Here is a 20821-nt window from a genome sequence, read left to right as displayed (position 1 = left end):
TCCTATCTTTGATCAGTTATGGAGTTCAAATTCTTCTATCATTTCGGAAACTTCCTGATTATGTTGAAAGGCATGTTTTCCCGCCCGGAAAACATGAAGATGTACTGGAAGGAATTTATGAAACAATGCGTGGACATTGGCGTAGGGTCGTTTGGGATAGTATTCATTATCTCACTGTTTATGGGAGGGGTAACTACCCTGCAAACAGCCTATCAGCTGGTGAGTCCTATTATTCCCAAAAGCACCATCGCACAGGTGGTGCGGGATACGATCATACTGGAGTTTGCGCCCACACTGACCTGTATTGTACTGGCAGGGGTAGTCGGCTCCAAAATCGCTTCTGAATTGGGCAACATGCGGATCTCCGAGCAGATTGACGCCCTCGAAATTATGGGGATCAATACCAAAGGATATCTGATTTTACCTAAAATAGCGGCGGGGGTATTAATGATTCCTGTGTTGGTAGCCATTGCCGGTTTCCTGGGTATCTGGGGCGGCAAGGAAGCAGGGGTGTTATCAGGTATTATCTCTCATGAGCAGTTCCTGCAGGGGCTCCGACAGGAGTTTAAGGCCTATAACGTATTTTTTGCGATGGCCAAATCATACACGTTCGGATTTATCATTGCCAGCGTATCTGCGTATTACGGTTATAATGTAAGCGGCGGCGCACTGGAAATCGGTAAAGCCAGTACTACATCCGTAGTGGTGAGCTGTGTATTGATATTATTCATGGACTACGCATTAACGGCAATATTACTGTAAATCATGATTGAACTGCAAAACATAAAAAAAGGCTTTGGTGATAAGGAGATTCTGAAAGGCGTATCAGCAGTAATGGAGTCCGGTAAGGTAAACCTGATCATCGGTGCCAGCGGCAGCGGAAAAACCGTGATGATGAAATGTATTGTGGGCCTGATTAAAGTGGATAGCGGCGCTATCCGCTATGATAACCAGGATTTCACAGCAATGGATGACCGGGAGAAAAAAGAAATCCGGCAGCAGATAGGCATGCTGTTTCAGGGCTCTGCCCTGTTCGACAGTATGACCGTAGAACAGAATGTGATGTTTCCACTGGAGATGTTTGGAACCGGTACACTAAAGGAAAAAAAGAAACGTGTGGAAGAGTGCCTGGAAAGAGTGCAGCTGAAAGATGCCGCTAAAAAATTTCCGGCTGAAATCAGTGGTGGGATGAAAAAACGGGTAGGTATCGCGCGGGCTATTGTGCTGAATCCAAGATACCTGTTTTGTGATGAACCTAACTCTGGTCTCGATCCGCAAACATCGCTGCTCATCGATCAGCTGATCAAGGAACTGACCGTAGAATACAATATCACTACCGTTATCAATACCCACGATATGAATACCGTAATGGAAAGCGGAGACCATATTGTGTATATGTACCAGGGACAAAAGCAGTGGGAAGGTAGTAATAAAGATATTGTATTCAGCAAGGATCAGAAGCTGAACGACTTTATCTTTGCTTCCGAGTTTCTCCGGGAAGCTAAAGAAATGCGACAGCTGGATATGTTTAAGGATAAGAACTGGCGCGATCAATTGGGGAAGCCAGGTAATCAGTAATCGTACATTTCGCTAAGAATATTTATCAATAAAGAAAGGAGCCGGATCTATGATCTTCGGCTCCTTTCTTATTCAATATGCTTTTGTTGTACAATAGTGCTGATAGTATCTGACAGCCAGGTTGAAATATGGTACGACTGACGGCAAATCGCTCAGCTATTTTTCTTTTTCTAAAGATAGAACTTCTTCAAGCCTGTGTATAACGCTAACGTATATACGTCTGTTTAAAATAACTAACGGGAAATGCCTTCCGTCGGATTAAACCAGCAGAAACGGGTAATTGTTAAATTTATCTGGCAGGAACATATTCCAGTTTATATTGAAGAACCGGCCTACCGTTATACAGGTATTGTATGGTTGTAGGAAGTCCTTGCTGATTGTAGGTATAATTATATTGATAAGGGGAATTTCCCAGGAAGTTATTTTTTGAGCGGTAAGGCGCGGCCATTTCTGCTTCTGCAAAGGACATACTGCTGGTAAGATCGAAGCCAGCTGCCTTTAGCAACGCAGTGTTGGTGGAGGTATTGAAATTTGGTTTGGTATCATATAGCGGCATGGAGAGGAGTGTGGGGTGATGATCGGCCGTATCAGGTAAATCACCGTTGGTCGTACTGTATCGGATGATTTGAACAAGATTGCCGTTGCGATAGGTCATATACTCGGCACGGGTGTACGTGAACCAGTTTTCCCATTCATTGACTTCATACCTGGCTATAACACTGGTATCCCCACGGTAAGTATAGGTGATGGAGTCATTACCGATGGTGTTGGCCTTGCGTAGCCTGTTCTGATTATCGTATTCAAGATAGTAGGGCGTTTGTGTGGGTGGCGCACTACTGCCAACATACCGGCGGTGATGCGTGAACCGGATGAGTTGCCCGGTAGCATTATAAACATAAGGAAAAGAGTCGATGGCGATACCGGCAACTCCCGGGGTGACTGTTACTTTGGAAATCAGCTGGTTGGCATTATTATAAGTAAAAGTAGTGGTGGCTTCAACGACAGATTTGAGATTCAATGTTGTTATTTTTTTTAAGAGCCAGGTCGTATCTGCCTTCGTGGATTGAAAAGTGAAATCCTGGTTGATAGTCGTTTTCTGACAGGATAACAGCAGACAGCTACAAACAAATAGCATAATGGGGAATGTTTTCATAAAAAAATAGTTAGTGGTTAACAGAATATAATGATGCGTTATAAACCGGGACAGTCAATGAGTATAGACGTTATGCAATAATAGGTGGGATGACTGCATTAAGCGTACAAGGAAAAATAAGGAGAGGCGGATATTAGGTGAATAGCAGGGAATAGCCGGTTTTAAGGACTTTAAAAGCGAAAAAATAAGATAAACATCGCCTGTTGCAGGTAGCTGCCTGGTTTAACCCTACCCAATATAAAAAACAGGAAAGGTAACTTTCCTGTTTTTTTATTTAAAAAAGATATATGATATAATTTTTTAATTATTTAACCTGCGGATAAATTATAAAAAGAAAAGACAGGGTGAAACCCTTGAAAAATCTGCTTTTTCCTACAATTCCCCGGTGAAACGGTTTCCTTGCGCTAAATATTTTCTGATTCAATTGGTAGCTTTATCTTAAAGGCACTAAATTGCAGAATTATGGAAATCGGCTTATTTTTGCCCCTCCAGAAATAGTCATATAAAATATTAAACCAATAAAACAAGCGCGATGAGTGTTTTAGTTAATAAGGATAGCAAGGTGATTGTTCAGGGATTTACCGGTACTGAAGGTACATTCCATGCTACACAGATGATCGAATACGGTACCCAGGTAGTGGGTGGTGTTACTCCCGGTAAAGGTGGCAGCACACATCTGGAACGCCCCGTGTTTAATACGGTAGCAGATGCCGTAAAAGCAACCGGTGCGAACGTTTCTATCATTTTTGTACCACCGGCTTTCGCCGCTGATGCCATCATGGAAGCTACCGAAGCAGGTATTGCGCTGGTAGTATGTATCACAGAAGGTATTCCTGTACAGGACATGATCAAAGCTAAAAACTTCCTGCAAGGCACTACTACCCGTCTCATCGGGCCTAACTGCCCGGGTGTGATCACTGCAGAAGAAGCAAAAGTAGGTATCATGCCAGGCTTTATCTTCAAAAAAGGTAAAATCGGTATCGTATCCAAATCCGGTACTTTGACCTATGAAGCTGCTGATCAGGTAGTTAAAGCTGGTTTAGGCGTTTCTACTGCCATCGGTATTGGTGGAGATCCTATCATTGGTACCCCTACCAAAGATGCTGTAGAACTGCTGATGAACGATCCGGAAACCGAAGGTATCATCATGATTGGTGAAATCGGTGGTAGCATGGAAGCGGAAGCTGCACAATGGATCAAAGCTCATGGTACTAAACCGGTAGTAGGTTTCATCGCTGGCCAGACTGCCCCTCCGGGTCGTCGTATGGGTCACGCCGGTGCTATCATTGGTGGTGCTGATGATACTGCTGCTGCTAAAATGAAAATCATGGCTGAATGCGGCGTACACGTTGTAGAAAGCCCTGCCAACATTGGTAAAACAATGGCGGAAGTGCTGAACAAAAAGGCTGTACTGGCGTAATCTGCCCGTCTTAATATCTTTAAAGGTGGAAAGTGAAGAAGGAGCCATCCTGTCACTTTTCACCTTTTTTTATACCCGTTTATGGAAACTCTGTTACTATCGGCATCCTGTATAAAAGAAGTATCTTACTGTAAATAACGATCTCATATGCGTTTATTCATCGGACTTTTCATTGTTTTAATCATTAGCAGCAATAAAATAATGGCCCAATTCAATTACGATAACTCCTGGAAAAAGGTTAACGCGCTGGAAGAGAAAGGATTGCCTAAGTCTGCACTCGAGGTGGCAAATGATATCTATGAACATGCTGTAAAAGACAAATCAGCTGTTCAGCAGATCAAAGCCCTGGTATTTCAATTGAAATACAACGCTGCCATTAACGACAGCAGTACCCTGCAGAACCTGGCCCGTATCAACCAGCAGATTACTACCGCCACCGGGGCACAAAAGGCTATCTTACAAAGTATTAAGGCCGAAATGCTGGTCAGTTACCTCCGGCACAACCGCTATAAACTTTATAACCGCACGGCAGTAGCCGAAGACGACAACCGGGATATCAGTACCTGGGGCATCGACCGCCTGAACCGCGAAATCACAGCCACTTACCAGGCTTCGCTGGCAGATCGGGATATCCTGCAAAAAACGGCTATCTCCGCATTTGATTCCATCATTGTAAAAGGAAATACCCGTACCATACGGCCTACCTTATACGATTTACTGGCGCACAGGGCCCTGGATTATTATAAATCCGGCGAAGAACGCATCAGTAAACCAGCTAACCAGTTTGAACTGGAAGATCCGGCTGCTTTTGCACCCGCAGCTGTTTTTGCAGCACACCGCTTCACAACGGAAGATGAAACTTCCCTGCAATACCGTGCCTTACTGATCCTGCAGGAGCTCATTCGCTTGCATGCCCAGCAACCTGCCGCCTTACTGGATGTAGACCAGGAAAGGATACAATATATGAACCAGGTGGCGGTAAACAGTGATAAAGATGAACTGTATATCAAAGCATTGGAACAAATGGCCACCACCTATGCTGCGCTGCCAGAGGTAACGGGTATCCTGTATTTACAGGCTAGTCATTACTATGAGAAAGGAACTTCCCAAAAAGAAGACGGAGCAGCTATTAAGCAGGCAAAAGCGATTTGTGAAAAAGCCATCCGGCTGGCGCCTAAAACGGCAGGTGGCGTAGATTGTGCACAAATCCTCCAGCAAATAAAAATGCCCTACCTGGAGCTGAAGACAGAACATGTAAATGTACCTGCACTGCCTTTCCGGACCCTGGTACAATATAAAAATATCCATAAAATTTACCTGCGCCTGGTAAAGGTGAATGAACCTTTCCTGCAATCTTTGCGGGCAGCACAGCGTAACTACCGGGAACCCAATGGTTATTGGAAACTGGTGGTAGCGCAACCGGCCGTAAAATCCTGGGAACAGACTTTACCCGATCCGGAAGATTATATCAACCACAAAGCAGAAATAAAAATAGATGCCCTGCCAGCCGGCCAGTATATGTTATTATCCAGTGTATCACCGGATTTTAAGATTCAGAACAATCCGATGGCCTTGCAGCTGACCTGGGTATCCAATATCAGTTATATTGAGAACAACGATCGTTGTTATGCCCTGGATCGTACTACCGGTAAGCCTTTGGCAGGACTGAAACTGGACATACTCAAAAATACAGGCTCCTATGATAATGAAAAGTGGGTGTTATTGCAGTCTGCGGTAACCGCAAAAGATGGTAGTGTAAATATCCAGGGGCAAAAAGATACCTATAACTTCCGGTTACATTGGAAAGGAAAAGAGGATGAGTTGTACCTGAACGATTACCGGTACTATACCGTGAATAACAACGAAAAAGCACCGGAAACTCCGAAAACTTTCCTCTTCGCAGATAGAAGTATCTATCGCCCTGGCCAAACCATTTACTTTAAAGGTATTGTTATCAAAAAGCATGAGGGAGATGTGCTGAGTGATGCATTAAGTGGCTTTAAAACCACTCTTTCCCTGTTGGATGCCAATAATGAAAAAGTGGATTCGTTGCGGCTGACCACCAACGAATTTGGCGCCTATTCCGGAAAATTCACTTTGCCGGAAGGCCTGATGAATGGTAGTTTCAGACTGGAAGATGCAGCAGGTGGCGCTTACCTGGCTTTCCAGGTAGAAGAATACAAAAGACCTAAATTCTATGTGGAGTTTGATACCGTGAAACACCTGTTTCGTTTAGGGGATACCGTTACCACCACCGGTAAAGCACTGGCTTATGCCGGTAATAATATCGATGGTGCACAGGTAAAATACCGTATCGAGCGCCGCGTACGTTTCCCGTATCCGTGGCTTTGCTGGAAAATAGGTTATCCGGTAGGATCATCCCGTGAAATAGCCCATGGTACCGCTACTACAGATGCCACCGGTAGCTTCACCGTGAAGTTCCCGGCCCTGGCAGATAAAGCGGTTGATCCGGCTACCAAACCGGTGTTCAGCTATGTGGTATATGCAGACGTAACAGACCTGAACGGAGAAACCCGTAGCGCAGAACAATGGGTTAGCGTAGGATATCAATCGCTGGAAATAGCCGTGGTTGCACCAGAGCGGCTGGAAGCACAGCAATTGCAGCAGGTAAAAATATTCACCCGGAACCTGAATGGCGGTTTTGAAAAAACAACTTTCCAGGTACAGATTAAACCGCTGGAACCTAATAAGCGGCTTTTACGCCCGCGTTACTGGGAACAGCCGGATCAATTTGTGATGAGTGAGGCAGACTATGTAAAAGCCTTCCCGGTAGATATTTATAAAGATGAAAACAAAAAGGAGAGCTGGGCACGTAAAGCTGCAGTAATCCAACAGAGTATCACCAGTGATGCTTCCGGAAAAATCACCCTGCCTGCGCAGGCACTGGCGCCCGGATTCTATGAACTGGAAGCTACCGCAAAAGATAAGAACGGAGAACTGGTAATCCAGAAGGCAACTTTTGAAGTGCTGGATACTAAAACGAAGGAATTGTCTGCGCCGGACTACCTCTGGTCATACCAGCAGGAAGGAAAGGTAGAACCAGGTGGTACCGGTAACATTTGGTTAGGTACGGCTGCCAAAGAGGTATATCTGATAGAAACCAGGAAACACCTGGATGAAAAAGAGGTATATACCACCTTTACCCTGCCTGCCCTGAAAAAGCTGGAATATGCCGTTACAGAGAAAGATCGTGGCGGTATACAACTGAGCTATGTATTTGTAAAAGATAACCGGGTGTTTACTGTCAATGAAAGTGTACAGATTCCCTGGGATAATAAATCGCTGGCAATAAAACTGGGTACCCATCGTAATCAGTTGTTACCAGGCGAGAAAGAAAAATGGACCTTGCAGATCGCAGGATTGAAAGGAGATAAGGTCGCCGCAGAAATGCTGGCTTCCATGTACGATGCCTCTTTGGATGCCTTTGTACCACACCAGTGGACGGTACCAGATATCTACCCTGTTACGCAGGCAGCTCGCCCGTTGGCAGGAACCGAAAACTTCAGCATGGTTACTTCCCAGTTCCGGTACGAACAGGATGCGACCAGTGCGGTACCTGTTGAATACAGAAGCTATGATGTGCTGAACCTCTTTGGCTGGCAGATGGATGGTGACGGACGGAATAAAATGCTGAGAATAAGAGGAGCTGCTGGTGGAGCGCCGGTAGCTGCCCATGCAGAAATGCGGTTGGCGAAAGAGAGTGCAGTGCAGGCTGCTGATGTTGTCACCACCGGATATGTACCGCCAGCTGCTGCTCCTCTCCAGGAGGAAGAGAAAGCACCGGCTAAACAACCGGAAAATGCGCCGATGACAGTACGTAAGAATTTCCAGGAAACGGCGTTCTTCTTCCCTGATCTGCGTACAGATGCTGCAGGTAATGTGACGTTCGAATTCACCATGCCGGAAGCATTAACAAAATGGAACTTCCAGAGCATCGCGCATACAAAAGACCTGTCATTTGGTTATACCGGTACATCCATCGTTACGCAGAAAAAGCTGATGGTACAGCCTAATGCACCCCGGTTTGTACGGGAAGGCGATAAGATGGATTTCACCGCTAAAGTGAGCAACCTGGCAGATACCCTGCTCATTGGACAGGCACGGCTGGAGTTGCTGGATGCTGCTACGATGCAGCCGGTAGACGGATGGTTCCAGAATGTATTCCCGGTACAGCACTTTACCGTAAAAGCCGGACAAAGTACGGCGGTTACTTTCCCTATACAGATCCCGCATGGCTTTGGCAGTGCGCTGATTTTCCGGGTAGTAGCACAGGCTGGCAACTTCAGCGATGGAGAAGAAAATGCCCTGCCTGTGTTAACCAACGCCATGTTGGTAACAGAATCGCTGCCGCTGCCAGTACGTGGCGACGGAACAAAAACGTTTAAATTCGATAAGTTAATAAACAGTGGTAGTTCACAGACGTTACGTCAGCATGCATTAACAGTGGAATATACCAGCAACCCGGCATGGTATGCCGTACAGGCGTTACCGTACCTGATGGAGTATCCTTACGATTGTGCAGAACAGGTGTTTAACCGTTATTATGCCAATGCGCTGGCTACCCACATTACAGCGGCAACTCCTGGTATCAAAGCTGTTTTTGAAAAATGGAAAACGGCAGATACAGCAGCGTTACTCAGCAACCTGCAGAAAAATGAAGAGCTGAAAGCAGTGTTGCTGCAGCAAACCCCTTGGGTGCTGGAAGCTAAAAACGAAGCACAGCAGAAAAAGAATATCGCGTTGTTATTTGACCTGCAGCGGATGGAGCGCGAAAGAAAAACTGCGCTGGATCAGCTGGCCGCCAAACAACTGCCGAATGGTGCATTCCCTTGGTTTACCGGTATGTGGGAAGATCGTTTCATTACCCAATATATATTAGCGGGTATCGGTCATTTACAGCACCTGGCTAAAACAGATGATGCCGTAGCACTGACCATTGCCAACAAGGCCATAGACTATCTGGATCGTAAGCTCGACAAGGATTATTATGACCTGATCAAAAATAAGGCAGACCTGAAAAAGCAGCAGATCAGCGAAATACAGATTCATTACCTGTATGCACGCAGCTTCTTTAACCATCCGGTACCTGCCGCTATGAAGAAGTCTTTCGATTACTTCAACGGACAACAGCAGCAATACTGGTTGAAACAAAGCAGGTATGCCCAGGGTATGATTGCCCTGACCCGGCATAAGAGTGGTGATGAAGTAACGCCAAAGGCTATACTGAAATCACTGAAGGAAAATGCGATGAACTCCCCTGAAATGGGTATGTATTGGAAAGATATCGCCGGAGGTTATGGCTGGCACCAGGCGCCGATAGAAACACAGGCGCTGATGGTGGAAGCATTTGAAGTGGCTGGGAAAGATGCCGCTGCCGTGGCAGACCTGAAAACCTGGTTGCTGAAAAACAAACAAACCAATAACTGGCATACTACCAAAGCCACTGCAGATGCTTGTTATGCGCTGTTGCTACAAGGTAGTAACTGGATCGCAACGAATCCGCAGGTAACGCTGCAATTGGGTAGTGAAGTAATCAAACCAGCAGCTACAGAAGCCGGAACCGGATACTTCAAGGAACGAATCGATGCTAAATCCGTAAAAACGGATATGGGTAATATCAGTGTTACGGTAACAGACAGTAAAGGTCAGCCTACCTGGGGAGCTGTATACTGGCAGTATTTTGAGCAGCTGGATAAAATAACTGCCGCCAAAACACCGCTGGTACTGGAGAAAGAACTGTTCAAAGAAGAGAACAGTAATAAAGGACCAGTATTGACTAAAGTAACAACAGAGAATGAACTGAAAGTAGGCGATAAAGTGAAAGTAAGAATCATTTTGCGTGCAGACAGATCTATGGAATACATTCACCTGAAAGATATGCGTGCTGCCTGCTTTGAGCCGGTAAATGTACTCAGCTCAGCTAAGTGGCAGGGTGGACTCAGTTATTATGAAAGTACCAAAGACGCCTCTACAGATTTCTTCTTTAGTTATCTGCCTAAAGGAACACATGTGTTTGAATATACCCTGTTTGTAACACATGAAGGTAAATTCTCTAATGGTATCAGTACTGCCCAGTGTATGTATGCGCCGGAATTCAGCGCACACAGTGAGGGATTGAATGTGAAAGTAGTGAAGTAAGCAATCCGCATCAGCAATAAAGGATGACGCATTGTGCAACAGATTTCGGAAGATGATCTCCGGATATAATCTGTTCCACAATGCGTCATTCGTTATATGAATGTTGTAATTTTCCGGGATGAAAGTGGATTACATAATCGTAGGGCAGGGGATTGCCGGCACGATGCTGAGTTGGTTTTTATTACAACAGGGCAGGCGGGTGCTGGTAGTGGATGATGGAAAAGTGAACAGTGCTTCGCGGGTAGCGGCAGGTATTATTAATCCGGTATCGGGCCGGCGTTTTGAGCCGGCGTGGTTGTATGATACCATCTATCCTTTTGCGAAAAAAACGTATCAGGAGCTGGAGCAGTTGCTGCAGGTACCGGTGTTTACAGAAAGAGAACTATGGTCGGTATTTCCATCAGAACAGATGCGGCAGGCCTTTATCACCAAAACTACCGGTGATGCTTATACGATAATGCCCGATCACCTGAAATATGAAACATTCCTGGATCAGCCTTATGGCGCCGCTATCGTAAAGGGAGCTACCGTTAACCTGCGGGCATTGTTGCCGGCTTACCGCCGCTACCTGCAGGAGCAGGAATCGTTGCTGGAAACACACCTGGAACTGGCGAACCTGGAAGTAACGCCCGCCGGCGTACAATATGGGCATATCTCTGCCACAAAGATCATATTCTGTGATGGAGTGGCTACTACGGGAAATCCCTTTTTCAAAGACATTAAGTTTTTGCCCAATAAAGGAGAGGTACTTTTAATAAAAGTACCCGGACTGGTAACAACAGATATCATTAAAAAAAGTATTACGTTGGTACCGCAGGAAGAAAGTGTATTTTGGGCAGGCTCCTCCTTTGCATGGGAGTATGCCGATGATATGCCTACCGGAAAACAACGGGACGTGCTGGAGAAAAGCTTACAGCAGTTATTAAAGGTACCCTATACCGTACTGAACCAGTTGGCGGCAGTGCGGCCTTCCGGAAATGACCGGCGGCCGATGGCGGGCTTCCATCCGGAATATCCGGCAGTAGGCATTTTCAATGGATTAGGTACCAAAGGTTGTTCGCTGGCGCCTTATATGGCAGCACATCTGGCTGATGTGTTTGCTGCCAATGCCCTGCTGATGCAGGAAATAGACGTGAACCGATATTTTAACATTCGTAAGGGCTGAAATGCCCGCTGCAAACCGTATCTTTGCCCCCCTTACAGGTATGGCTGAACAACTGGATAGTGGTCACAGGCAGCTGGCAGCTCATTCCATATTTCAACCATAAACCAATTAAAAACAACTATTTACGCATGTATAGGACGCACACTTGTGGGGAATTAAGAATAGAACAGGTGGGCCAGGAAGTAACTTTGGCCGGATGGGTACAAACAGTCAGGAAGTTTGGTAGCATCAATTTTTTCGATTTGCGTGACCGCTATGGTATTACCCAGTTGCTGTTCGGCGAAAGCCTGAATGCCAAACTGGATGCACAGCCCCTGGGCCGTGAGTTTGTAATCCAGGCAAAAGGAATCGTGACTGAACGTTCCAGTAAAAATAAAAACATTCCTACCGGAGATATTGAGATCACCGTGACGGATTTTACCATCCTCAATGCGGCAAAAACACCGCCGTTTACCTTGCAGGATGATACAGATGGTGGCGATGAGCTGCGGATGAAATACCGCTACCTCGATCTCCGCCGTAATGTGGTAAAACAAAATTTGGAACTGCGTTATAAAGTAGGCCGCGCGGTACGCGATTATCTGCACGCTGCCGGTTTTATGGATATAGAAACGCCGTTTCTGATCAAGTCCACCCCGGAAGGTGCGCGCGACTTTGTGGTGCCCAGCCGTATGAACGCTAACGAGTTCTACGCTTTGCCGCAATCTCCGCAGACATTTAAACAATTGTTGATGGTAAGTGGTTTTGATCGTTACTATCAGATCGTGAAATGTTTCCGGGATGAGGATTTACGGGCAGATCGCCAGCCGGAGTTCACACAGGTCGACTGTGAAATGAGCTTCGTAGAGCAGGAAGACATATTGCGCACATTTGAAGATATGTTGAAATATATCTTTAAAGAGATAAAAGGAATTGAATTTGATAGTGCCTTCCCGCGTATGACCTGGGATGATGCCATGGAATTCTACGGTAATGATAAGCCGGACATCCGTTTTGAGATGAAGCTGGTGAATCTGAACAATACTGTAAAGGATAAAGGCTTTAAGGTATTTGACGAAGCAGAACTGGTAGTGGCGATTGCCGCCAAAGGTTGTGCAGAATATACCCGCAAGCAGCTGGATGAATTAACCGAATGGGTGAAACGTCCGCAGATCGGTATGAGCGGCCTCATCTATGTTAAATATAACACGGATGGTACGCTGAAAAGCTCAGTAGATAAGTTCTTCGATGAGCAGCAGTTACAGTTATGGGCGCAGCAATGCCAGGCACAGCCGGGCGATCTCATACTGGTACTGGCTGGTAAAGAAGAGCGGACCCGTAAGGCAATGAGTGAGTTGAGACTGGAGATGGGTGAACGCCTGGGGCTGCGTAATAAGAACGACTTTAAGCCGTTGTGGGTGATAGATTTCCCGCTGTTTGAATACGCGGAAACCGAAAACCGCTGGGTGGCCCGTCACCATCCGTTTACATCCCCGAAACCGGAGATGGTATCCTGGATGGACGATACTACCAAATACGGCGATATTAAGGCTAATGCCTATGATATTGTATTAAATGGTACAGAAGTAGGTGGTGGTTCTATCCGTATCTTCCAGCGCGATTTACAGCAGAAAATGTTTGCTGCGCTGGGCATGGATAAAGAAGAGGCAGAACATAAGTTCGGCTTCCTGCTGGGCGCTTTCGAATATGGCGCTCCACCGCATGGAGGTATTGCCCTCGGATTTGACCGCCTGTGTTCGCTGCTGGGTGGTAGTGAGAGTATCCGCGACTTCATCGCTTTCCCGAAAAACAACTCCGGACGCGATGTAATGCTGGATGCTCCCAGTGCAATTGATCAGGCGCAGCTAGATGAATTGAAGATTGGCCTGGTGAAGTAATTACCGGCATAATCTTTGCACATTGCGGGTGCTTTTGTAACTAAAATCCCCTTTGATATGGCCTTGGCCGCATCAAAGGGGATTGGCGCAAATATAGAGAACGATTTTTTTTAACAAGAAATTAACGCGAGGAGACCAGGAAAGGAGAGAGACTTATTATTTAAATTTTTAAAGTAATATTGCGGTGTGATCATCGTTGATATGTGAGGTAAGAAATGATGCTGAAAACAAAGAAAAAACTATCACCACAAACAAAAAGTACTGCCATGAGAATTTCAACATTCTTTCAGAGGAAAGTATGGTTAGGTGCGGTGTTATTATTGCTAATGCTCAGCAATGTTGGGTTTGCACAACAATCCACAAACAGTTATTTGAAAAAATTTAAACCGGTATCAGTAGAACTGATGCAGCAAACCGGCGTACCTGCCAGTATCATACTGGGGGTAGCCATGCTGGAATCAGGTACCGGTACCAGTAGAAATGCTAAATTGTTACACAACCATTTTGGCGTAGTAGGGAAGAATAACATGGCTAAAATCAAACCCGGACATCGTTCGGTGTATAAGCAATATGCTTCTGATGTAGCCTCATATGAGCATTTTGTGCAGTTACTGACCAAAAAGAGATGGTTTGGCCAGTTAAAAGGGAACCAGGAATTTGCGGTGTGGCTGAAACAAATGAACCATAGCGGTTATTCCTCTGCAGGCCATGAATGGATTAGAAGAGTGACGTCTATTATTAACCGTTATAAATTGTATAAGCTGGACGCAGGCATGGATAGCGTGGCACAAGGTTCAAATTGGTTAACCGTAGGCCAGCCAGTCAGCAGCGATCAGTGAGTGCTAACTGATTCATTAAATTTATGTCTGGCAAAAACAAGTCTGCCTATCCGTTCTATATTATAGTAGGATCATTAGTATGTTTGGTAGCGCTGTCACAACTGAATTACAGCTTTTCCTATAAAGATTTTCAATTCCGGAAACTGGACATGTTGTCCGATCTGAGAACAACGTCGCCGGACGACAAAGAGCTTACTACTGGTAAAGACAGTAGTAAGCTTTCTGTTTCTGATAGTACCGGCGCAAGGAAGCCCGGTGGCAGCACGCTGCCCAATCCGGATCACCTGCATGACTACATGAGTTATACAGGTATCCTGGAATATGCCCCGCCTGCCACAGTTGAAACAGCAGCAGGCATACAACATTTCCTCAACGTCTTAAAAGAATTGCACGCCGGCACACGTAAAAAAGTACGTATTGCCTATTTCGGCGATTCCATGATCGAAGGTGACCTCATCACGAGTGACCTGCGCGACAGTCTGCAAAGCCAGTTTGGCGGCGCCGGTGTTGGGTTTGTACCGGTTACTTCGGTGGTCGCCTCTTTCCGGACTACGATCCAGCATACTTTTTCTTCCGACTGGAAAGATTATCACTATAAAAACTCCCCTCCGGCCAGCGTAACCCTGGGCCTATCCGGACATACCTTTTACCCCGGCGGTAACAGCTGGGTTAAATACTCCCCGGTGAAAAAAACACACCTGGATAAATTTGAAGAGGTATCTGTATTATACGGCCCGGCTACTGCAGCCACGATCAATATTAACGATAGAGACTATACGCTTACCGGCGATCAACCGGTAAACCGCCTGGATCTGCAACAGGATACCGGACATACGTCTATTGTCTTAAAAAATGGCGGCGGCGCTGCCATGCCTTTCTATGGGGTATGCTTTGAAAGCAACAAGGGTATCTATGTAGATAACTATTCCTTCCGCGGTATCAGCGGCGTGGAACTGGGCCGCTTGTCTTCCGCCATGATACACCGTATGCAGGAAGAACGCCCGTACGATCTGGTTATCATGCACTACGGCGCCAATGTGCTGTTCCGGCCGGAACTGACCGACTACAGTTGGTACGAGCGCCCGATGAAAAAAGTGATGGACTCCCTTCGCCAGGATCTGCCCGCCACCTCTTTCCTGATCATCGGTACAGCAGATAAATCCTACAGAAAAAATGACCGCTATATAACAGCACCAGGCGTGGAAGCGTTATTGAAAGTGCAACATGACCTGGCTACTGGTTATGGTACAGCTTATTGGAACCTGTATGCAGCTATGGGCGGCGAAGGTTCCATGGTGAAATGGGTAGAAGGAGATACCGTGCTGGCGAATAAAGACTATACTCACTTAAACAGACAGGGAGCGGCCAAAGTAGGGGCGCTGCTGTATAAAGCTATTATGAATGAATACAGGAGGGCAGAAAAACCTTAACAGGAGACTGATAACAATAGTATTATTGTTATTGACGGGTATAACCACCTATGCGCAACAGATTGTCACTAATAACATCCAGCAGGATACTGCCTTGTATGGTGTATTTAAGGCTTTGCTGGCGGCAGATAGTGATGTTGTATCCATTCTTCATTTAGGTGATTCACATGTACAGGCAGGATATTTTCCACTGGCAACCGGTATGCTGCTGCAACAGCAGTTTGGTTATGCCGGCAGGGGATATATCTTCCCCTATAACCTGGCCGGTACAAATGGTCCTGAAGATTTTCGCTGGAGCAGCACGGCCCGGTGGCAGTCTGAACGCGTAGTAGATCGCTACAAATCGCCCATACTCGGGCCCGGTGCCATTACGCTCAGCAGCCAGCAGGATGTGCCCGCACTGTCGTTTACAGCCAAAGCCGATGCAGCCATGGACAATAACTTCCGCAAGGTAACCTTGTTATATGATGCCGGTAATCTGACCAGTACCGTGGTACCCCAACAGGATGCCGCTGTATCGGTAACGCCTGCACCTTTTCCCGGTTCGCCTACCCTGAGCAGTGCTACCCTCACTTTCCCACAAACAAGCCAGTCTTTCCAGGTAAGATGGGAAGGCACCGCTGCTACGCCTTTCCGGTTTTATGGCGCCGTGATGGAAAATGGTCATAATGGTGTATTGTACCATAGCATTGGTATCAATGGCGCCATGTATCAGCATTATAATGAAATCAACAACATATTGCTGGCACAGATGGCGGTATTGCGTCCGCAGCTGGTGATCATCTCCCTGGGTACCAATGAAGCCTATGGCCGCTTTGATCCACTGGTATTCCGCGATGAAATAGATAAAACCGTACAGCTGATCCGATCTCAAAATCCGGCTGTGAATATATTGCTGACAACACCGCCAGACTGTATGCGGGCGGTAAAAAAGGCGACCCGTAAAAAAGTAGGGAAAAGAAAATACAAAACGTTCTATAGCACGGTGTATTATCCGAATCCATATATTTCGATGGTCACTCAGCAGATTGTAGGGTATGCCAGACAACATGGGATTGCCTGCTGGAATTTTAATGCGATCAACAAAGCACAGAAGAGCAGATTTGACGGCGGTTGGGCGCCGGATCATATACATTTTAATGTGAAAGGCTACCAGGTACAGGGACAACTTTTATATGAAGCATTACAACAATCTTATTCCAACTATTCAGAGCAAAAAAAGAAAATCCAGTAACCTCCGATGATTAATACAGATAAGCTGATATCCGAACTGTTGTACAATCCCGCTGATCCGGTGCTATTCAACAGTGCCTTCTTTTTCTATTTTTTTGCACTATTCCTGTTCTGTTATCTGGCCGTAAACGGCAGTAAAACAGGGCGTGTATGGGTGTACACCATTTTTTCATTGTATTTCTTTTACAAGGCCTGTGGCTTTTATGTAGGCCTGGTGGTGCTTTCCGCGATTGTAGACTTTAACCTCTCGCGATGGATTTACCATACGCCCAATAAGTCGGTGAAAAAATCGTTGCTCATCTTCAGTATTATCCTCAATATAGGACTGCTGTTCTATTTCAAGTATACAGATTTCTTCATCGGCATTGTCAACGACCTTACAGCCGGACATATTCGTCCACTGCACCTGTTGCTGCCCATCGGGATTTCTTTCTATACCTTTGAAAACCTCAGCTATACCATTGATGTATACCGGAAAGAAATAAAGCCGGTAGACAACTTCATGGACTACCTCTTTTTCCTGTCTTTCTTCCCTAAGCTGATGATGGGACCTATTGTGCGGGCAGCTGATTTTATACCGCAGATCTCTATGCCTTATCGCCTGAATGCAGATGATATTGGTAAGGGGATGTACCTGATTATCGGTGGTTTGTTCAAGAAGATTGTGATCTCCGACTTCATCTACCAGAACTTTGTACAGTATATCTTCGATGATCCCAGTAAACATACCGGGTTGGAATGTCTGATCGGCGTATATGGGTATGCGTTGGTGATTTATTGCGACTTCTCCGGTTACTCCGATATGGCATTGGGTATTGCCCGCTGGACAGGCTTTAAGATTCCACCTAACTTCGATTCTCCCTACCAGAGTTCTTCCATTACTGAATTCTGGCGCCGCTGGCATATTTCATTGTCCAGCTGGCTGCGCGATTACCTGTATATCCCGCTGGGTGGTAACCGTAAAGGAAAGGGGCGGCAGTATGTGAACCTGGCGCTGACGATGCTGATCGGAGGCTTCTGGCATGGTGCCAGCTGGAATTTTATATTCTGGGGTGGTATGCATGGTACGGCGCTGGCCATAGACAAAGTGCGTATCGACTGGTTGAAAAAAAGCAAGAAAGCCATTACCGGCTGGAAAGCTTCCGTACTGAAGGTAGGAGGTGTGCTGCTGACATTCCATTTTGTGTGTTTCTGCTGGATCTTCTTTAAAGCCGCATCTTTCCACGATGCCTGGTCCCTGATTCACCAGGTGGTATACGATTTTCAGCCGGGCATCTGGCTGGAGTTATACAATGGTTATACAGCGGTATTCTGGGTAATGGTGCTGGGTTTTGTACTGCATTTTATGCCTGCCAAAGCAGAGTTTTCTGTAGAAAGAATCCTGGGCCGTATTCCGGTAGCAGGAAGTGTGGCGATTATGGTTGCTTTTATCTGGCTGTTGGCGCAGGTGAAAAGTACCCAGCCAATGATTCCGATTTACTTCCAGTTTTAATAAAAATACCTGCCGGTGATCCTTTGAATATTACCGGCAGGTATCTGCATAAATACCCTGCTATCTCCTTTGCCAGGGAATATAGATCTCACAGCTATCTGCTCCGGTGAGTGAAATGAAAAAGTGATTGCCGCTCATTTTAAAATAACCTACCCGGCAACTGTGATTAATAAATTCATACATAGGTAAACCTGCCGCCGCAAATCCCATGGGCACCGGTAGTTTCTTATAATCTCCGCCTGCTATCTGTTTGGTGACCAGTCTGTATTCTTCCTGATATACCATACGTATCAGCTGATGTGCCTGATCGTAAGCGGGCGTTATCGGCACCAGCAATCCTACATACATCATCATTTTTCCATAGGAGGTAACGGGTACTACATCCAGGGTACCGGTAATGATGCTCACTTCCGGCATTAACAGCGATGACTGTATCTCCAGCAGCCGGCTGTAATACCGGTTCATATCTTCCACCATATTTTTTACAGGATCATTGTTGCTGGGCAGAATATGATAGTACAGAACATGATGTGGCAGCCGTATTGCTTCCGTTCTGTCGGTGCTGAAAATATGACTGGCATGATGCTGATAGGAGGAGGTGATAATTTTGGTCCGCTGCAGGGTATGGGTTTCATTTTGCAAAAATTCCCGGTCACGGAAAGCGGTCGGGCTTTCATGAAATAATGCCTGGAAAGCTTTGCCAAAGCTGGCATTGCTGTAGCCGCAGCGTTCACTGATTTCCCGGATGCCGTAGTCACTGTGGCGTAAATATCCGGCGCCTGCTTCCAGCCGGCGGCGGCGGGTAAACCGGATATAAGGTTCACCACATATTTCTGCAAACTTATGGTAGAAGATATTCGTGGATACACAAAGTCTGTCGGCTACTTTTTTCAGATCAAGGTCGCCGAACGGGTCATCGTGGGAAAAAGCAATGGCTTCCTGCACCTTTCTTTCCCAATGAATTATAGTAGATGCTTTCATACAGGGGTGATTTAAGGACCGATCATAATTTTATCATTTTAAAACTTTGCCGTCTTTAGATTGTATTAATGATTTTGGATTAACGAACGATTAACCTGTTATGATAAAGGTGAAAATGATACTTTTGCGCAATTAATTTTCTGACCTGATGCGAATCGCGAAATGCCTGTTGCTCCTTGTGTTGTTATCATGTGCTTCCTTGTTGGCCCGTGCCCAGTTTCTGATGGATATGATCGACACGACGACTGATCTGGGAAAGGGGATGATCTCCATGTATCATAAATATGACGCCTTGCGTTTCAGTGGTTATATACAGCCGCAGTTTCAGCTGGCGGAGGCCAAAGGCATTGAAACGTATGCCGCGGGTAATTTCGGTACCCGGGTCAATAACCGTTTTCTGTTACGCAGGGGACGTATCCGGGTAGATTATGAACGGTATAACAAAGATGATATGCCGGTGATAAAGTTCGCTTTCCAATTTGATGGAACAGAGCGGGGAGTGGCTATCCGGGATTTTTATGGTCGTTTTTTTGAAACGAAATTCAACCTGTTCTCCCTGGCTGCCGGTATGTTTGCCCGGCCTTTCGGGTATGAGGTGAACCTCTCTTCTGCCGACAGGGAGACGCCGGAAAGGGGGCGTATGTCGCAGATCCTGATGAGAACAGAACGCGACCTGGGCGCGATGGTGTCTTTTGAACCCCGCCGGAAAGGGCATCCGTTGAGTTTTCTGAAAATAGATGCTGGTTTGTTTAACGGCCAGGGATTAACCTCCACAGCTGATTTCGATAGTCATAAGGATTTTATAGGCCGTATTGGTATAAAACCGCAGCGTATTAAGGGTACGAATTACATCGTTTCTGGTGGTGTATCCGTGTTGTACGGTGGCATGGAGCAGTTTACCCAATACATTAACCGGATGGGTACCGTCAATGATAAACCAGGTTTTGTAGTGGATTCTGCAGTGACCAATGCCGGAGAAATCGCCCCCAGACATTACTACGGTGCGGATATTCAGTTCCGGATACCCAACGGCAGGGGTAAGGGGAGTACCCAGTTCCGGGCAGAATATATTCGGGGCACCCAAACAGCTACGGCCAGCACAACAGAAACCCCAGGTAGTATACCGATGACGGCGCAAGGCAGGCCGCAGCCTTTATATATCCGCAAGTTCGATGGGGCTTACCTCTATTTTATTCAGCATCTGGGCAGTGAGAAACACCAGGCAGTGGTGAAATACGATTGGTACGATCCGAATAAAGCCGTGAAAGGAAAGGAAATCGGGGCGCCGGGAACAAGGCTTACGGCAGCGGATATACGTTATAATACCCTGGGTATTGGGTACCTGTATTATGCGAATGAGCACCTGAAATTTATGTTCTACTATGATTGGGTGCAGAATGAAGCCACAGAGTTGGAAGGCTATCAGGACGACCGGAAAGATAATGTACTGACCTGCAGGGTGCAGTACCGTTTTTAATACCTGGTATCCAGGTA

The 20821-nt window shown here is 46.1% G+C and carries 13 protein-coding genes; 11 read left to right on the top strand and 2 right to left on the bottom strand.

Going from position 1 to position 20821, the window contains the following annotated elements:
* Nucleotides 1-18 precede the first annotated feature (18 nt).
* Both OL444_RS00680 and OL444_RS00675 read left to right on the top strand, forming a co-directional pair.
* Nucleotides 19-762, top strand: coding sequence for an MlaE family ABC transporter permease (locus OL444_RS00680; protein WP_264735176.1), 744 nt, complete (start codon nucleotides 19-21; stop codon nucleotides 760-762).
* 3 nt (nucleotides 763-765) lie between these two features.
* Nucleotides 766-1578 carry an ABC transporter ATP-binding protein gene (locus tag OL444_RS00675; RefSeq protein WP_264735177.1) on the top strand — a complete coding sequence of 271 codons (813 nt, stop codon included), beginning with the start codon at nucleotides 766-768 and terminating at the stop codon, nucleotides 1576-1578.
* Between the two features lie 289 nt (nucleotides 1579-1867).
* Here OL444_RS00675 and OL444_RS00670 read toward each other — a convergent pair whose 3' ends face one another.
* A complete protein-coding gene (locus OL444_RS00670; RefSeq protein WP_264735178.1) occupies nucleotides 1868-2731 on the bottom strand; it encodes a hypothetical protein in 864 nt (287 codons plus the stop codon).
* A 532-nt stretch (nucleotides 2732-3263) separates the two neighbouring features.
* On the opposite strand from OL444_RS00670, the gene sucD reads away from it, so the two are divergent.
* From sucD to OL444_RS00630, 8 genes are all read left to right on the top strand, one after another.
* Entirely contained in the window at nucleotides 3264-4151 is an 888-nt protein-coding gene (gene sucD / locus OL444_RS00665) for a succinate--CoA ligase subunit alpha (protein ID WP_264735179.1), read from the top strand.
* Between the two features lie 147 nt (nucleotides 4152-4298).
* Nucleotides 4299-10310, top strand: coding sequence for an alpha-2-macroglobulin family protein (locus OL444_RS00660; protein WP_264735180.1), 6012 nt, complete (start codon nucleotides 4299-4301; stop codon nucleotides 10308-10310).
* A gap of 118 nt (nucleotides 10311-10428) precedes the next feature.
* The gene (locus tag OL444_RS00655) at nucleotides 10429-11475 is read left to right on the top strand and encodes an NAD(P)/FAD-dependent oxidoreductase (protein WP_264735181.1); all 1047 of its coding nucleotides are present in this window, start codon (nucleotides 10429-10431) and stop codon (nucleotides 11473-11475) included.
* A gap of 128 nt (nucleotides 11476-11603) precedes the next feature.
* Complete coding sequence (aspS, locus tag OL444_RS00650) at nucleotides 11604-13352, top strand: aspartate--tRNA ligase (RefSeq protein WP_264735182.1); 1749 nt, start codon at nucleotides 11604-11606, stop codon at nucleotides 13350-13352.
* A 371-nt stretch (nucleotides 13353-13723) separates the two neighbouring features.
* A complete protein-coding gene (locus OL444_RS00645) occupies nucleotides 13724-14191 on the top strand; it encodes a glucosaminidase domain-containing protein (RefSeq protein WP_264735183.1) in 468 nt (155 codons plus the stop codon).
* Between the two features lie 23 nt (nucleotides 14192-14214).
* On the top strand, nucleotides 14215-15621 hold the full coding sequence (locus OL444_RS00640; protein ID WP_264735184.1) for an SGNH/GDSL hydrolase family protein: 1407 nt from the start codon (nucleotides 14215-14217) through the stop codon (nucleotides 15619-15621).
* Complete coding sequence (locus OL444_RS00635) at nucleotides 15593-16855, top strand: GDSL-type esterase/lipase family protein (RefSeq protein WP_264735186.1); 1263 nt, start codon at nucleotides 15593-15595, stop codon at nucleotides 16853-16855. The genes OL444_RS00640 and OL444_RS00635 overlap by 29 nt, the downstream gene beginning before the upstream one ends.
* A 6-nt stretch (nucleotides 16856-16861) precedes the next feature.
* On the top strand, nucleotides 16862-18346 hold the full coding sequence (locus tag OL444_RS00630; RefSeq protein WP_264735187.1) for an MBOAT family O-acyltransferase: 1485 nt from the start codon (nucleotides 16862-16864) through the stop codon (nucleotides 18344-18346).
* Nucleotides 18347-18406: 60 nt separating this feature from the next.
* Here the strand turns inward: OL444_RS00630 and OL444_RS00625 are convergent, their stop codons facing one another.
* A complete protein-coding gene (locus OL444_RS00625) occupies nucleotides 18407-19327 on the bottom strand; it encodes a helix-turn-helix transcriptional regulator (protein WP_264735188.1) in 921 nt (306 codons plus the stop codon).
* Between the two features lie 148 nt (nucleotides 19328-19475).
* On the opposite strand from OL444_RS00625, the gene OL444_RS00620 reads away from it, so the two are divergent.
* The gene (locus OL444_RS00620) at nucleotides 19476-20804 is read left to right on the top strand and encodes a porin (RefSeq protein ID WP_264735189.1); all 1329 of its coding nucleotides are present in this window, start codon (nucleotides 19476-19478) and stop codon (nucleotides 20802-20804) included.
* Nucleotides 20805-20821: the final 17 nt, after the last annotated feature.

The sequence above is a fragment of the Chitinophaga nivalis genome, assembly GCF_025989125.1.
GTDB lineage: Bacteria > Bacteroidota > Bacteroidia > Chitinophagales > Chitinophagaceae > Chitinophaga > Chitinophaga nivalis.
Note: the sequence above shows the minus strand (reverse complement) of the source record. Positions and strands in the feature narration are given on the sequence as shown.

What these genes read in the sequence shown, in the direction of transcription:
- OL444_RS00625 (WP_264735188.1), bottom strand. Translation starts at nt 19,327, where the DNA reads ATGAAAGCATCTACTATAATTCATTGGGAAAGAAAGGTGCAGGAAGCC.
- OL444_RS00680 (WP_264735176.1), top strand. Translation starts at nt 19, where the DNA reads ATGGAGTTCAAATTCTTCTATCATTTCGGAAACTTCCTGATTATGTTG.
- OL444_RS00675 (WP_264735177.1), top strand. Translation starts at nt 766, where the DNA reads ATGATTGAACTGCAAAACATAAAAAAAGGCTTTGGTGATAAGGAGATT.
- OL444_RS00660 (WP_264735180.1), top strand. Translation starts at nt 4,299, where the DNA reads ATGCGTTTATTCATCGGACTTTTCATTGTTTTAATCATTAGCAGCAAT.
- OL444_RS00640 (WP_264735184.1), top strand. Translation starts at nt 14,215, where the DNA reads ATGTCTGGCAAAAACAAGTCTGCCTATCCGTTCTATATTATAGTAGGA.
- OL444_RS00620 (WP_264735189.1), top strand. Translation starts at nt 19,476, where the DNA reads ATGCGAATCGCGAAATGCCTGTTGCTCCTTGTGTTGTTATCATGTGCT.
- OL444_RS00655 (WP_264735181.1), top strand. Translation starts at nt 10,429, where the DNA reads ATGAAAGTGGATTACATAATCGTAGGGCAGGGGATTGCCGGCACGATG.
- sucD (WP_264735179.1), top strand. Translation starts at nt 3,264, where the DNA reads ATGAGTGTTTTAGTTAATAAGGATAGCAAGGTGATTGTTCAGGGATTT.
- OL444_RS00635 (WP_264735186.1), top strand. Translation starts at nt 15,593, where the DNA reads ATGAATACAGGAGGGCAGAAAAACCTTAACAGGAGACTGATAACAATA.
- aspS (WP_264735182.1), top strand. Translation starts at nt 11,604, where the DNA reads ATGTATAGGACGCACACTTGTGGGGAATTAAGAATAGAACAGGTGGGC.
- OL444_RS00670 (WP_264735178.1), bottom strand. Translation starts at nt 2,731, where the DNA reads ATGAAAACATTCCCCATTATGCTATTTGTTTGTAGCTGTCTGCTGTTA.
- OL444_RS00630 (WP_264735187.1), top strand. Translation starts at nt 16,862, where the DNA reads ATGATTAATACAGATAAGCTGATATCCGAACTGTTGTACAATCCCGCT.